Below are 12,635 nucleotides of genomic sequence, written 5' to 3'. Positions count from 1 at the left end.
GGACTAAGTGAGCAGAATCGTGTGCCCTTGTGGCAAGGTTATCGACCGCGTCCACGACAACCAGAACTTCGACTTTCTCGGCTCCTGCCAAGAGTGTACCGCTAACCACGGCGACTACACCAAAAGCACCCACTGGAAAGAACCCGACCGCGATGATCCGCAGCTCCAAAAGCTCGACTCCTACAAACCTGCCGAGAAAGACGAGCCCGACCACCGCCCGTTCAAGAAGCGCAGGCCATGAAGCGCATGTGGTGTAACCATTGCAGACGACGCACCGACCACTTCAAAGACTACTGGGAAAGATGGACGTGCAATCTCTGTAAGAACGTGACACAAAATGTGACCGATTGAATGCAGTTTGCCGCTCTGCGCAAAAGCGGCACTATTTATAAAAAATATGGAAAATGACACGCTAAACTCACTCAAAGATACAACAGAAGCACGAATATCTTCGGTAATTAAAGATTTAGAACGCATACATTTTGTGGCGGGAATAGAAAAAATTTTGATTGCGATGAAGGTGCTGCAAGAAATTAGGGTTGATTTAAATGCGGCATACACATCGGTTGACGAAGTTGACGAATAGGCCGACGTAGCCCCCGCGTCTTAAATAAAGGGGGCGCTAGTTTTCAAACAATGACATCTATTGATTTAAAATCCATGACCACGGAAGGTAAACGCGCGCACCTGCGTGAGCTCATGGAATTGCAGGCACTTCGTTTCCGTACAGAGAAGTGGAAGCAATACGTACCGATCGGTAAGGGCGAGGAGTTCATCAACATGGCAGGCAGTGACAAATATTTTGTGTCGCTCCTATCTGCGGCTAACGGTATCGGGAAGACGTGTTTGCTCGTCAACATGCTCGCGCAATTATTTTGGCCAACAGAGAACCCTTTTTTTCAGAATGCACCACTGTTTCAAAAATGGCCATACTTGAAGAAGTTCCGCATCATATCGGATCCGACGACCGTGAAGCAAGCGATTATCCCGGAGATGAAAGCCTGGTTTCCATACGGGCGCTACAAGACGAATAAAGCCGGGAAGCAATACGAATACAACTGGACGACTGATACAGGGTGGTCACTCGACGTGATGACGTACGATCAAGATCTGAAAGAGTTTGAATCAGCCACTATCGGCGGCGCATGGCTCGACGAACCACCGCCGGAGAGTATCTTTAAAGCCACAGTCTCGCGTTTCCGCCGTGGAGGTGTGATCTGGATCACTGCAACACCGCTCACAGGCAGCGCGTGGATGTATGACTACATTATCGGCAACCCGAAGCGCGAAGAGCAGGGACGTGCATTTATTGAGGCCGACGTGTGGAGCGCGTCACGGTCAAAGGGTGTGCGTGGCTTTCTCGATGATGCGATTATTGATAAAATGATTGCACAGTATTCGGAGGACGATAAACAAGCTCGCGTATTTGGTAAATTTCAACATCTTACTGGTCTTGTGTTTAAAAAATTCGATCCAAAAATTCACGTCATCAAACCGTTTAACGTCGACATGCGTAATTTTACGGTTTATGAGGCACTCGACCCACATCCGCGCACGCCAGACGCAACCGTGTGGATTGCAGTGGACAGGAAGGGCACAAAGTTTATCGTTGACGAACTCTTCATCAAGGCAACCACAGAAGAACTTGCCTCGCGCATCAAATCAAAGGCATCGCAGTACCGTGTGGAGCGTCGCATCGGAGACCCTTCCATGTTTATTGTGGATCAGCACACAAATAAATCTCTTGCGCAGCGTTTATCAGAACAGGGCCTACACTACCTTCCGGCAACAAAAGCGCGTGCGATGTCCGACAGACGAATTGGAGACGCACTGAACTTTCAACAGGTCGGAGATCAGATGCTTGTTGCGCCGGAGTTGTACGTGTTCGACACATGCGTGCGCACGATATTTGAATTTCAACATTACCAGTGGCAGGAGTGGACGGGAAAGCAAGCGGACTTCCATGATCAGAAGGAGCGACCTATGGATAAGGACGATCACTGCGTAGAATGCATTGGGCGCTTACTATACCAAGAACCGCCATTTGTCCCATACGTTGACCCGAATGCCCGGCAGAGCGCCGCACAATCGCTAGATCCCTATGATAAATAATGCGCAGCTCATTGCACTTGCCTTGACGCCGGTGGAGCTCGCCATTATTATGCGCGTCCGCGAGGCAGCAGAACATTCCACGATCAGCGTGTTCAAACAGAACGGAGTGCCCGTCAGAATTGAGGTGACAGATTCAATGTTGTTGCGTGGTGCATTGGTCGGAAACTACATTGCTAAAGCGATAAACAGTCAACATGAATAACTATGGGAATGTAACATGTTATAGGGGTATCATATTTTTTTAAAGTTATCCACAACCTTTTTACCAGCGCCGATAAAAAGTTTTATTGAACGTGTGCTATAATTTCGATGCAAGCACATTCCCCATATCGCGGTAGCAATACCGAATAAAGCCTGTCACGGCAATACCGGCGGCTCTACACCTCTATTTGTTTTAGACAAACAAACGGAGATGCAGGGTCGCCGGCTTTTTTATATGCAAAAGAACGAATCAAACTTAATTGACGGCGAAATTACCAGCAGCTCGATACAAGATGTCGTTGCCGAGGTTGATAAAGCCGCAGAGAAAGCGATGAAATCCCTTGAAAAAAAGGGCTATAAACGTTTACTCAATCAAGTGGGGAATGAATATCAGGTGGCGTGGTCGTTCATGGAACCGAAGCGCGCGAAGAATTTGCGCCGTTTTAAACTGTACAACAATCAGAAGCGCGACGATGATGCAGTGGGTGATCCACTACTCTTTACCACGATGCAGACCGTTCTCGCGGCGCTCTACGATGACCAACTCTCTGTGCAATTTGACGGACGCAATGACAATGACGGTGAGAAGGCAGAGAACTGGAACAGTGTTGCAGCATTCGACTATGACGAAATGGACAAGGCAGTGCTCGACTATGGATGGGACTTTGACACTCTCTTTTTTGGTCGTGGCTTGGTACTCCTCCATGATTTTGACCGCAAGCGCCTTGCGCCAGTGCCGGAGCTGATCGACGCGTCAACATGGATGCGCGACCCAGACGCAACATCAGTGAACGGAGACACGCGATACCGTGGCGCTATGCGCTTTGGTGGTCGTCCGATCCGCATGAGCAAGCAACAGATGAAGGACGCCGGCTATTATTTTAATATTGATGACGTGAAGGGAAGCGGCGACACTAAGTCCGTCGGCGCGCAGGTGCAGCAGGCACGTAATGACGCGCAGGGGCTTGAGAGCACGACCATGGCATCACAACAGGCATCTTTGGGCAGCAATCAATCCTACGAGCTTATTGAATGGTTCACGTACCACAATGGCAAGCGCGTGTTCGTGACGCTCGCGAACGATCGGACGCTTGTTGTCCGATACAAGGAACTCACAACACCATATTGGCCGATTGATGATCGCACACTCTTTCCAAATCCCCACGATTGGGACGGCGTATCAATTCCAGACCTTGTTGAGGACAAACAGCGCAAGCGCGCCGTGCTTTTAAATATCGCGATCAAGGCAGCCGAAGCGAAACTCTACCCGGGCTATCTTTACGATAAGACCAAGATCAAGAATAAAAATGACCTTAATTTTGGCTTAAACAAGTACGTTGAGGTGGACGGTCCGGTTGGCGGCGCAGTTGAGCCACTCGTTAAACCAAGCCCTATCGACCAGGGTTCAAAGGTTATTTTTGACATCATTGACGAAGCAGCCCAGAAGTCTACCGGTGCAACTGCAATGCGTCAGGGTATCGTGAACGACGGTCAGCGTACTGCAACAGAGATCGCCGAGGCAGCACGTGGTGGCGACGCACGCTATTCACTCGCGGCAAAGATTTTCGGGTGGTCAGAAAAGCAGTTTTGGAAAATGGTGTATCAGCTGTACAAAACACACTTCACTGCAATCGACGAGAAGATGATCCGCATCATCGGTCCGAATGGTCCGAAGTGGCAGAAGTTTACCGCCGACGACCTTTTATTTGATGAAGATCCAGACATCACCATTGTCAGTAAATCATTGTCCGAGACAAAGCGATTCCAAGAACTTCGGGGATTCTCCGAGTTTTTGAAGATTGCCGCGCAGGAACCAACATTTAACCGCCGGTATGCAGCACGCAAGGGTGGCGAGCTTGTAGGCCTGTCGAGCGAAGAGCTTGACCAACTCCTTCCGCCAACCGTGGACGAGATGATCGCCGCGCAGGAGAATGAGTTTTTGAGCGAAGGTAAAAGTGTGAAGGTGAACGCGATTGACAACGACATGGAACATATCGAGATTCATCGCAAGGCAAAGAACAATGACGCAACGCGCGCGCATATCGAGACGCACAAGGCCGCGCTGATCTACAAGCGCAGCAATCCACAGCTCATGGCACAACTTGTCGCAGCACGTCAGCAACAGATGATGCTACAGAACCCAGGGGCGCCAGCAGCAGACGGTAGTGCGCCGAACTTTCCAAACCCTTCATCGCCACAACCAGCAATCGTATGATCAAAGACTTATTTGAACAACCAGGGAAGCGCGAAGCTGCAAAGGGTAGTCTTGAATCCGTAGTCCTACACCCGGGCTACATCTTCATGAAGGAAGCGCTTGTTGAGCATAAGGCGTTTTTAGAAGGTCAGTTGCTGCACAAAAAGCACAAGGATCTTGCAGGGGTCGATGACTTGCAGCGCAAGATTGAGTTGCTTGAGTTCATGCTTAAGTTGCCGGACAATCTTGCGCAGTACCTAGATTCCCCAGTGCAGCACGATACAGAGTTTGATCCGTACGAATAAGGGTTAGTCCGCTGATAGATGCTTGTAGGGAGCCTCCCCCTGCAAGTGTCTACCAGCCGAGTAATCGGTTGTCCGGTCTTTAGTCGAGATCGAGGTTATCCACTTTGAAGGTTTCCGTACGGCGTTTCCCTTCATGGTGAGTACAAAAAACTATGCCAAATGACGAAAGTCAATCTCCGGGTAGTTCGGGGGCTGTTGAACAGCCGACCGGACAAGCCGAGGGTCAAGCACCCGCGCCACAAGACGGGAGCAATGGAGAAGCCGCAGGCGACGGCACCCAACAGGAAGCTAAGCCCGAAGAGGGAAAGGAGCCTGTAAAAGCAGAAGTCAGTGACGAGCCGCCAACTCGCAAACTCGCGCATATCCTTGCCCGCAAAGATCGTCAGATCGAACGAGCCAAGAGTGCGAGCCCAGCACCAGCTCCCGAAGCAGCCCCTACGGCCGTGCCAGACGACATTGATGCTCGCATTGATGAACGTTTCAAGCCTTTGATCGAGGCGGCGCAACAGACAGAGGACGCAAAGGAGGTCGACGCGTTTCTATCCGCGCCCGGCAATGAGGTGCTCAAACAATTTCGGGACAAAATCTTGAAGCATGCGAGCCACGAATCGCGTCGCCACATTCCAATCGCAGACCTCGCCTATGCAATCGCAGGGCCGGAGCTGATGAAACTGGGAGCAAAGCAAGCGCGTGAAGCGGAACATGCAGCAAATCAGTCACGAACAGGTGGCAATCCTGCGCCGCAGGGAGAAGCCGGGCAACTACCGGAAGCGTGGAATTTATCCCCTGCCGAATTTGCCAAAGTTCGCGATACCATTCGCAGATAACATTAATTATTCACTAAAAACGTCGTATGGCTAATACAACTCTCACCCAGGTAGCCCAGGGTGTAAACAACTTCTACGACCGCAACATGTTGGAACGAGCATTGCCTTTGCTTATTCACACCAAGTTCGGACAAGTTCGCGATATTCCTAAGAACGAATCAGACGTAATTAAATTCCGTCGTTACGGAAACCTTACTGCTGCTACCACTGCTTTGTCAGAAGGTATCACACCAGCGGGCTCACAGCTCTCTGTTACAGACGTAACCGCAACTGTTCTCCAGTACGGTGACTATGTGACTTTGACAGACAAGCTCCAGATGACAACCCTTGATCCAGTGCTCATGGAAACTTCGGATCTTTTGGGCGACCAGTCAGGTGACACCATTGACCAGCTTTGCCGCGACGTAATCGTTGCAGGTACCACAGTTCAATACGCATCGACAGCAGTTTCACGTGTCACAGTTTCTGCGGCAATGAAGATGTCTCTTGATGAAACCAAGGAAGCTGTTCGCACACTCAAAAATGCGAAGGCTAAGAAAGTGACCAACATGGTCATGCCACAGGTAAACATTGCAACACAGCCAATTCAAGCATCGTATATCGGTATTTGTCACCCAAATACAACGTACGATTTGAAAGTTGCAACCGGCTGGAAGTCAGTTGAAACATACGCAAACAAAGCGGATGTTATGCCTGGCGAAGTTGGTTCCCTCGATGAGGTTCGTTTCCTTGAAACAACCAATGCGAAGGTGTTTACAGGCGCAGGTGCATCAGGCGTTGACGTGTATGCAACTTTGATTATCGCTGCAAACGCTTACGGCGTGACCCGCGTGTCAGGTGAAGCATTGAAGAACATCGTCAAACCTCTCGGTTCTGCTGGATCTGCTGATCCTCTCGATCAGCGTTCAACATCAGGTTGGAAAGCAACCTTTGTTGCAAAGATCTTGAATGAAACCTGGATCGTACGTATTGAACACGGTGTAACAGCATAACGGACGGCGGGGTGAGGCTGCCCCGCCTTTCTATAACGACGGGCAATAACCAAATATATGGCTCCTAAAAAACCAGTATCAAATGATCCATTGCTCGGCGATCAGCAAGCAGAAGCGGCATCGGTAGCGCAAGCTCCAGTGGCCGCACCTACGAAAGACGCGGCGCTCAATTACAAGTCGAAAGCGCAAATCATGAAAGAACACTTGGCTGCACAGCCAAAGGTGATGATCATGATCCCGCTCGACAATGGTGAGAAGGCAGGCGCATCACTCGTAGTCACTCTCAACGGATATTCATTTCAGATCGCGAAGGGCGCCATGGTGCCTGTTCCAATGCAAGTGGCGGAGGTGGTGCAGGAATCTCTTAAAACAGATTTTGCACTTAAAAGCCATGAGCACGCGATCGGAAACTCGGAGGCAAAACTAAATGCACTCAATTAATTAAAAACCTCCTATGGCACAATCAATTACAACCAGCCCTGTGTTGTCAGACGCAAGTCTCCGCGCAGCTCTGGCAAAATTGCAGCAACCTCTCTCGGCTTTCACCATTTCATCAGCAGGCCTCGCAATTAAGGCGGGCGGTAGCGCGATCGTAAAGGCAGGATCGGCATTCGTTTCAATCGTCGACGGTGTTCTCGTCTATAAAGCGGCGAATACTGACATGGCAGCCCTCTCGGGTTCTGTCGCGGGCGGTTCAGGTGGCGCGGCAACTGCATACAATGTATTCGCATTCTTTGTGGATGCAGCAGGTACATTGACTTCAAGCATGGGTACTGCGGGCGCAACTATGGCGGCTGTAGTATTTCCTTCAGTTGCAGCAACAAAGGCTGTGATCGGATTCATTGTCGTTGCTCCTACAGGTACAGGCGCATTTGTCGGTGGCACAACTGCACTCGATGACGCAACTGTTGTTCCAGCAGTCGTATACATCAACTGCGTAGGTCCATTCAGCGCAGTCGCTTACTCACTTTAATCGTTGTCTCCGGTGGCTGCCTTTCTTTAGGAAGGTGGCCCCGGATACGGGATCTCTATGACAGGTGCCAATTTCGCAGCCTATATCCGGCTCAAAACAAAAACGGATTCAACAACGTTGTCAGACGCCAATATTGTTTTGCTCGCTAATCCTTTCAAGGATGAGCTCGCCATGGAGATTGCGAAAGTGAACGAAGACTTTTTTGGCACTGTTGCGACGCAGAATTTGGTAGCAGATCAGCGTGCGTACCCGCTCCCGGTTGATATCGTGAACAACGTGAAGTTCATCCAGGCGAAGCTCGACGGTACCAACTGGAAACGGTTAGTACCATTCGACTACAACAACTACGATTCGACAGTCGACGAAACAACGATCCGCCTCATGTTCGCAAATCGTCGTCCAAGCTATGAGCTCTATGGCAGCAATGCCGTGATTTACAGCGGGGACGCGATCATCAACGTGACGAATGGATTGAGCATTTACTACATGCTCTACCCGGCAGATCTCTCTACAGCAAACCTCGCAAGTTCAAGCACGCTCGACGCACTGATCGGCTTGCCTCGGCAGGTCAATGAGCTACTCGCGCGCCGCGTGATTATCGCTTACAAAAGTTCACAAGATAAACCAATCCCATTAGATGAGAAGGAGTTGAAGTATGGTGCAGACCTTACGTCGGCTCTTGCCGCTCTCTCACCTCGAACACTGGACATGAGCGTTCAAGCTCAAGTTCCGGATTCAAATCAGATAGGTGACAACGGGTATAATTACTAAAATATGGCCAATGAAACTGTACAACTCGATCCCAATGGCTATCCGGTAATGCTCGCTGTTACCGATGACGCCGCACAAGAAGTCCGGAAGGTACGTGTCGATCCTTCCACTGGTTATCCTCTCGTTATCCTTATCGCATAAAATACTATGGCAATCGAATTTCTTAAACTTGATGCGCAAGGGTACCCGGTCTCGGGTGGCGTCACTGATGACGCAAGCTTGGAGGTGCGCGCATTCCGCGTCGATCCAACAACAAACTATTTGAAGGTCAAGGTTGCATCAATGTCAGGTTCGTTCACGATGACAAACCTCACGATCACAGGCAATCTTGAAGTGCAAGGAAACTTTACATTCGGTGATATCAGCACGGATATTCTCACTGCAACCGGCGCGATTCGTCTCGCGAACGGATCAGCAGCAGCTCCGTCACTCGGATTCACGAATAGCACGACAACGGGTATATACCGAGCAGCAGCGGATACTATCGGTTTTGCCGCTGTGGGTGCCGAGATAGGAACTTGGAGCGCAACAGCTCTTAGTCTTACAAATGGTCAAAATCTTGTTCTCGCAGGTGCGAACGCTATAAACAAAGGAAACATTGAGTTTCAGGGTGCGGCGTCAGCGGCATACGATTCCAATCTTCTAAAGGTCTCGAACAACAACATGACAATGGGTATGGTTGCCAGTGCGACGGCAGCATACTCCGCGGCCTTTGGTCCGTTCGTTGCGCTCCGAGGTATAACCTTTGCTGCATTTCCTAACCAGCGCGGTATCGTATCGATTGGCGCAGGTAATCCGGCGACACCATTGTCCGGTGAAGGTGAGATCAGATTCTCTACCGGTGCAGATGTTCAGCGAATGGTTATTGATAAATCGGGAGTTATCTATATTCCAACTCCAACTACGAATAGATTTGTAGTAGGTGGAACAACTCCATTGGGCGCGGGTGGAACATCAGCAACGATTATCGGAAATAGCGCCGGCGTCGGTGTTCTTGCTATTCAAAACACGACTGCTGCAAATGCCGGTTATGCTCAACTTGATATCTATAACAGCTCGGGTGTAAACGTTGCCGGATTTGGTTATGGTAACACTGCCACTGTTGCTGCCACAGCTGATCGAACATACTTCTACACGGTTGCAAAGGATTTTCACATCTCCACGAACAGTAACACAGGACGACACCTTGTTCTTGCAGCAACAAGTGGAAACTTGACGCTCACGCCGTCTGCCGGGACTACGGGTGTGCCGACAATCGTCACTATTACGGGACCTGCACATACAGGACTTACGGCAACCACAGAAGATATCGGGATCAACATCAACATGTCGGCGACAAAAACGTGGGCAGCCGGACTTGTTGCGACACAGCGTGAAATCGTGATCCAGGCTCCAACATACGCGACAGCAACGTTTACAACAGCTGCGACAGTCGCGATCACAGGTGCTCCAATAGGAACGATCGTTAATCCTCTCGCATTCTGGATTCAGTCTGGTGCATCAAGATTCGACGGCGCGATTATCAACAAGCAGGGTACAGACATTGCTAGTGCCGGCACAATCGTTATTCCAAGAGACGGAAATATCTTCGAGCTTACAGGAACCACATCAGTAACTCTCATCACTAAAACTGGGTATCAGGACGGACATCAAATCACCTTAGTTGCAAACGAAAACGTCCTCATTACAAACGGTACTGCAACAAGCGGAGACGACATCACAATCCTTCTTGCTGGCGCTTCACACTTCTCTATGACTGCAAACGATACATTGACATTGGTTCTTTGTACGACAACAGCAAACGGACAGGCATGGAGAGAAGTTGCTAGAACAGCAATCTAACAAATAATTCTATGAAAGGATACGCATTACTAAATGACGACGGATCGCTGGGTGCGCCGGTTAAATTATCGGCGGCCGACGTAACAGCCGCCGCTCCGTTAGATGCAGAGTTAGACAGTGCCTTCGGGCAGCCGGCATCAGTTGGTGCCGGTTTCGTCGGGATAATCAATGATGCTGGTGGTGGGCTTGCCAGTATGCTTTGCTGGACCGACGGGGCAAGCTGGTATTACGTGATTGGTACAAAGGCACTTTAATTTCATCTATATGGCGACATGGGTTAATCGAAACACAGTTCAAGTTACTCAAACAATTACTACCGAGGTTAGCATTCTTGATATGAGAGCAAATGTGGTGGCATATCAAGTAGAAAGAGCCGCGCTAGTTGCCCGTATCGCTACCCTTGACGGTCTGATCGCAGCAGATAATGTAACAATTGCCGCGTACGAAGCTGATGTGAGTAGGCCAGCGGCAACTCCATTCACTGCGGTCATGGTGACGCCGGCGATAAACCAACTCGACGCAGCAATAAATACGGATATTGAGGTAGTTTTTAGCGAAGAGGTCGACCAATCCACTGTAATCAACGGGGCATTCTCCGTGATGAACGGTGCCACACCAGTAACAGGCACGCTCTCATTTTCCGTCTCGCGAACGCTTATATTCACCCCGACGAGTGCATTATTAAGCGGAGCAACCTATGATGTTTCACTTAGCGCATCTATATTAAGTAGACTTGGTACTGCGCTTACGGCGTACAGCGCAAGTTTTACAACAAGTGCTTAATAACCGAAGACTGCTATGGAAGAAACATACCAGGGTCAAATAGACAACCTACATGAAGAGCTCGGCGGCATACGTGAAATCGTCGGCACCATTAAGGATAATCACCTCGCGCATCTCTCGATCGACATGGCACTGCTCAAATCTGATATTGGTTGGATCAAGGGTATCGGCGCATTCCTGATTCTCCAGTCCGCAATCGTTCTCATAAAACTGTTCATAAAATAATATGGCTACAATCGCAGGATTCTCAACAAAAAAAGATGTAGCAGAGCAACTTGCGGTCGCGGGGGTTTCAGTCAAACTTCCCTTCACGACGGTCGGCCCTCTTACAGTTTCAAAAAATGATCTTGCAGCGTTTGATGTTGTGGACGCAGAAGGTAATCCACAACAAATAATCGTCAATTAACTATGTTGAAAATTGAACAGCGACGGATCGCACACAACTACACGAAAGGTCGCGCCGGTCACAAGCCGCGTGCGATCGTGATACACATCATGTCCGGGTACTACAACGGCACTGATGCGTGGTTTCATAATCCAGCGTCCGGCGCATCTACTCACTATGGCGTGTCCCGCAAGGGGCAGGTGCGTCAGTGGGTGGGCGAGCTCGACAGCGCGTGGCATTGTGGGACGCTCATCAAGCCTACGTGGAAGCTGATCGACCCACGCGTTGATCCGAAGTTTGAAACGATCGGCATCGAACACGAGGGGTTTCAGACGGATGTGTGGACGCCGGAGATGAAAGCGGCAAGCGCGGAGCTCATCGCGAACATCGCGCGCCGGTGGAAGTTTCCCTTGGATCGGGATCATGTAATTGGACATTATCAGTTGTCGGGAGGTCGACGCGACAATTGCCCTTCACAGGGACGTAATGCGAATCACATCATCGAAGAATTAATCGAGCTCGCTAAAAAATTCTAATATGGAACAAAAATCTTGGTACAAATCAAAAACTGTTTGGCTGAACGTTGCAATAATCGCGCTTGGCGCCGCTGCGGAAGTAACCAAACTTTTTCCGGAGGCAGCACAGGCAGCCTTGATCGTTGCAGGTTTACTCAACTTTGCTTTGCGGTTTAAGACGCAGCAAGGCCTTAAATAAGCATCTATGGATATCGTAGAAAACAAATCAGAGGATACAGTCGCGATCGGCTTGTACCTTGATCTCTCACCAAACTGTCAGCGCCGACAGAAGATCGCACAAATGGCGCGCATTGACGCAGACAAGCATCTCGAAGTTGTGATCGACATCGGTGCGGAGCGCATCGAAATGACCCTCGAAGAGTTCATCGCAGCAATCACGCCAAAAGAAAAAACTAAAAAATAATCCCCTTCCTATGTTCTACATCAAAGACCTCGAATCAGAATCATCGAACGATATCGGCCGCGTTGAATCTCTATTACCATATCAGCAGACCAACGAAGCGGGCGAGCTCGTTTTCCTCGAACGCTATGAAGCATCAACACGCGAAGCATGGGAGGCTGTGCAGTCGGATGATGTAAAAGAAATCATTGCATCAGGTGGTTATTCGGATGAAGCCGACGCAGAAGAGCCAGCGCCGGAGGAACCGTCACCAGAGAAAGATGCAGAAGCAGCGCCGCAGGATCAGGAAGCAGCAGACGCAGCAGCAATGTAAA

20 protein-coding genes are annotated in these 12,635 nt (G+C 49.8%); all 20 read left to right on the top strand.

What is annotated here, in order from left to right:
- Window positions 1-397: 397 nt before the first annotated feature.
- Window positions 398-586 carry a hypothetical protein gene (locus WC052_05350; GenBank protein ID MFA7287059.1) on the top strand — a complete coding sequence of 63 codons (189 nt, stop codon included), beginning with the start codon at window positions 398-400 and terminating at the stop codon, window positions 584-586.
- Window positions 587-636: 50 nt separating this feature from the next.
- Window positions 637-2,112 carry a terminase family protein gene (locus tag WC052_05345; protein ID MFA7287058.1) on the top strand — a complete coding sequence of 492 codons (1,476 nt, stop codon included), beginning with the start codon at window positions 637-639 and terminating at the stop codon, window positions 2,110-2,112.
- Window positions 2,102-2,314, top strand: a complete 213-nt coding sequence (locus tag WC052_05340) for a hypothetical protein (protein ID MFA7287057.1) — start codon at window positions 2,102-2,104, stop codon at window positions 2,312-2,314. The genes WC052_05345 and WC052_05340 overlap by 11 nt, the downstream gene beginning before the upstream one ends.
- A gap of 234 nt (window positions 2,315-2,548) precedes the next feature.
- On the top strand, window positions 2,549-4,528 hold the full coding sequence (locus tag WC052_05335) for a hypothetical protein (protein MFA7287056.1): 1,980 nt from the start codon (window positions 2,549-2,551) through the stop codon (window positions 4,526-4,528).
- Entirely contained in the window at window positions 4,525-4,812 is a 288-nt protein-coding gene (locus tag WC052_05330) for a hypothetical protein (protein MFA7287055.1), read from the top strand. Before WC052_05335 ends, WC052_05330 begins: the two co-directional genes overlap by 4 nt.
- Window positions 4,813-4,964: 152 nt before the next feature.
- Window positions 4,965-5,639, top strand: coding sequence for a hypothetical protein (locus WC052_05325; protein MFA7287054.1), 675 nt, complete (start codon window positions 4,965-4,967; stop codon window positions 5,637-5,639).
- Window positions 5,640-5,665: 26 nt separating this feature from the next.
- Window positions 5,666-6,631, top strand: a complete 966-nt coding sequence (locus WC052_05320; GenBank protein ID MFA7287053.1) for a N4-gp56 family major capsid protein — start codon at window positions 5,666-5,668, stop codon at window positions 6,629-6,631.
- Between the two features lie 57 nt (window positions 6,632-6,688).
- The gene (locus WC052_05315) at window positions 6,689-7,072 is read left to right on the top strand and encodes a hypothetical protein (GenBank protein ID MFA7287052.1); all 384 of its coding nucleotides are present in this window, start codon (window positions 6,689-6,691) and stop codon (window positions 7,070-7,072) included.
- Window positions 7,073-7,085: 13 nt separating this feature from the next.
- Window positions 7,086-7,604 carry a hypothetical protein gene (locus tag WC052_05310; protein ID MFA7287051.1) on the top strand — a complete coding sequence of 173 codons (519 nt, stop codon included), beginning with the start codon at window positions 7,086-7,088 and terminating at the stop codon, window positions 7,602-7,604.
- A gap of 57 nt (window positions 7,605-7,661) precedes the next feature.
- Complete coding sequence (locus tag WC052_05305; GenBank protein MFA7287050.1) at window positions 7,662-8,375, top strand: hypothetical protein; 714 nt, start codon at window positions 7,662-7,664, stop codon at window positions 8,373-8,375.
- A 3-nt stretch (window positions 8,376-8,378) separates the two neighbouring features.
- Window positions 8,379-8,516, top strand: a complete 138-nt coding sequence (locus tag WC052_05300) for a hypothetical protein (GenBank protein MFA7287049.1) — start codon at window positions 8,379-8,381, stop codon at window positions 8,514-8,516.
- A 6-nt stretch (window positions 8,517-8,522) separates the two neighbouring features.
- Window positions 8,523-10,217, top strand: coding sequence for a hypothetical protein (locus WC052_05295; GenBank protein ID MFA7287048.1), 1,695 nt, complete (start codon window positions 8,523-8,525; stop codon window positions 10,215-10,217).
- Window positions 10,218-10,228: 11 nt separating this feature from the next.
- The gene (locus tag WC052_05290) at window positions 10,229-10,471 is read left to right on the top strand and encodes a hypothetical protein (protein MFA7287047.1); all 243 of its coding nucleotides are present in this window, start codon (window positions 10,229-10,231) and stop codon (window positions 10,469-10,471) included.
- 10 nt (window positions 10,472-10,481) lie between these two features.
- Entirely contained in the window at window positions 10,482-11,000 is a 519-nt protein-coding gene (locus WC052_05285) for an Ig-like domain-containing protein (protein MFA7287046.1), read from the top strand.
- A 15-nt stretch (window positions 11,001-11,015) separates the two neighbouring features.
- Entirely contained in the window at window positions 11,016-11,225 is a 210-nt protein-coding gene (locus tag WC052_05280) for a hypothetical protein (GenBank protein ID MFA7287045.1), read from the top strand.
- Between the two features lies 1 nt (window position 11,226).
- The gene (locus tag WC052_05275) at window positions 11,227-11,406 is read left to right on the top strand and encodes a hypothetical protein (protein ID MFA7287044.1); all 180 of its coding nucleotides are present in this window, start codon (window positions 11,227-11,229) and stop codon (window positions 11,404-11,406) included.
- 2 nt (window positions 11,407-11,408) lie between these two features.
- Window positions 11,409-11,921 (top strand): peptidoglycan recognition family protein, encoded by a 513-nt coding sequence (locus WC052_05270; protein ID MFA7287043.1) that lies wholly within the window; start codon window positions 11,409-11,411, stop codon window positions 11,919-11,921.
- Window position 11,922: 1 nt separating this feature from the next.
- Window positions 11,923-12,099, top strand: a complete 177-nt coding sequence (locus tag WC052_05265) for a hypothetical protein (GenBank protein MFA7287042.1) — start codon at window positions 11,923-11,925, stop codon at window positions 12,097-12,099.
- Between the two features lie 6 nt (window positions 12,100-12,105).
- Window positions 12,106-12,324, top strand: coding sequence for a hypothetical protein (locus tag WC052_05260; GenBank protein ID MFA7287041.1), 219 nt, complete (start codon window positions 12,106-12,108; stop codon window positions 12,322-12,324).
- Between the two features lie 10 nt (window positions 12,325-12,334).
- Window positions 12,335-12,634 (top strand): hypothetical protein, encoded by a 300-nt coding sequence (locus WC052_05255; protein MFA7287040.1) that lies wholly within the window; start codon window positions 12,335-12,337, stop codon window positions 12,632-12,634.
- Window position 12,635: the final 1 nt, after the last annotated feature.

Source organism: Patescibacteria group bacterium, assembly GCA_041675205.1.
Lineage (GTDB): Bacteria > Patescibacteriota > Patescibacteriia > GWA2-46-9 > GWA2-46-9 > JBAYUF01.
This window is presented reverse-complemented; position numbering and strand designations above follow the sequence as displayed.